General features: G+C 49.6%; 1 protein-coding gene. It reads left to right on the top strand.

The annotated features are described in order from the left end of the window. A partial coding sequence (locus tag QN347_RS20045) for a transporter substrate-binding domain-containing protein (RefSeq protein ID WP_323494436.1) occupies window positions 1-268 on the top strand: 268 nt, incomplete at both ends.

Below are 268 nucleotides of genomic sequence, written 5' to 3'. Positions count from 1 at the left end.
GCCAAAGACCATGCGGAAGCCTTTCTGATGGTAGAAACCGGTCGTGCCGTCGCTTTCGTGATGGATGATATTTTGCTCGCTTCCTTGGCTGCCAATTCCAAGGCGCCAAGCGATTACGAAATCAGCAAAGAAGCTTTGTCGGTTGAACCATACGGCATCATGCTGCGCAAAGATGATCCTGCTTTCAAGAAAGCTGTCGATACAGCGATCAGCAATGTGTTGACTTCGGGCGACATCAACCGCATCTATGCGAAATGGTTCTTGCAAC

This window comes from Sphingomonas sp. 10B4 (assembly GCF_035019905.1).
GTDB lineage: Bacteria > Pseudomonadota > Alphaproteobacteria > Sphingomonadales > Sphingomonadaceae > Sphingomonas > Sphingomonas glacialis.
This window is presented reverse-complemented; position numbering and strand designations above follow the sequence as displayed.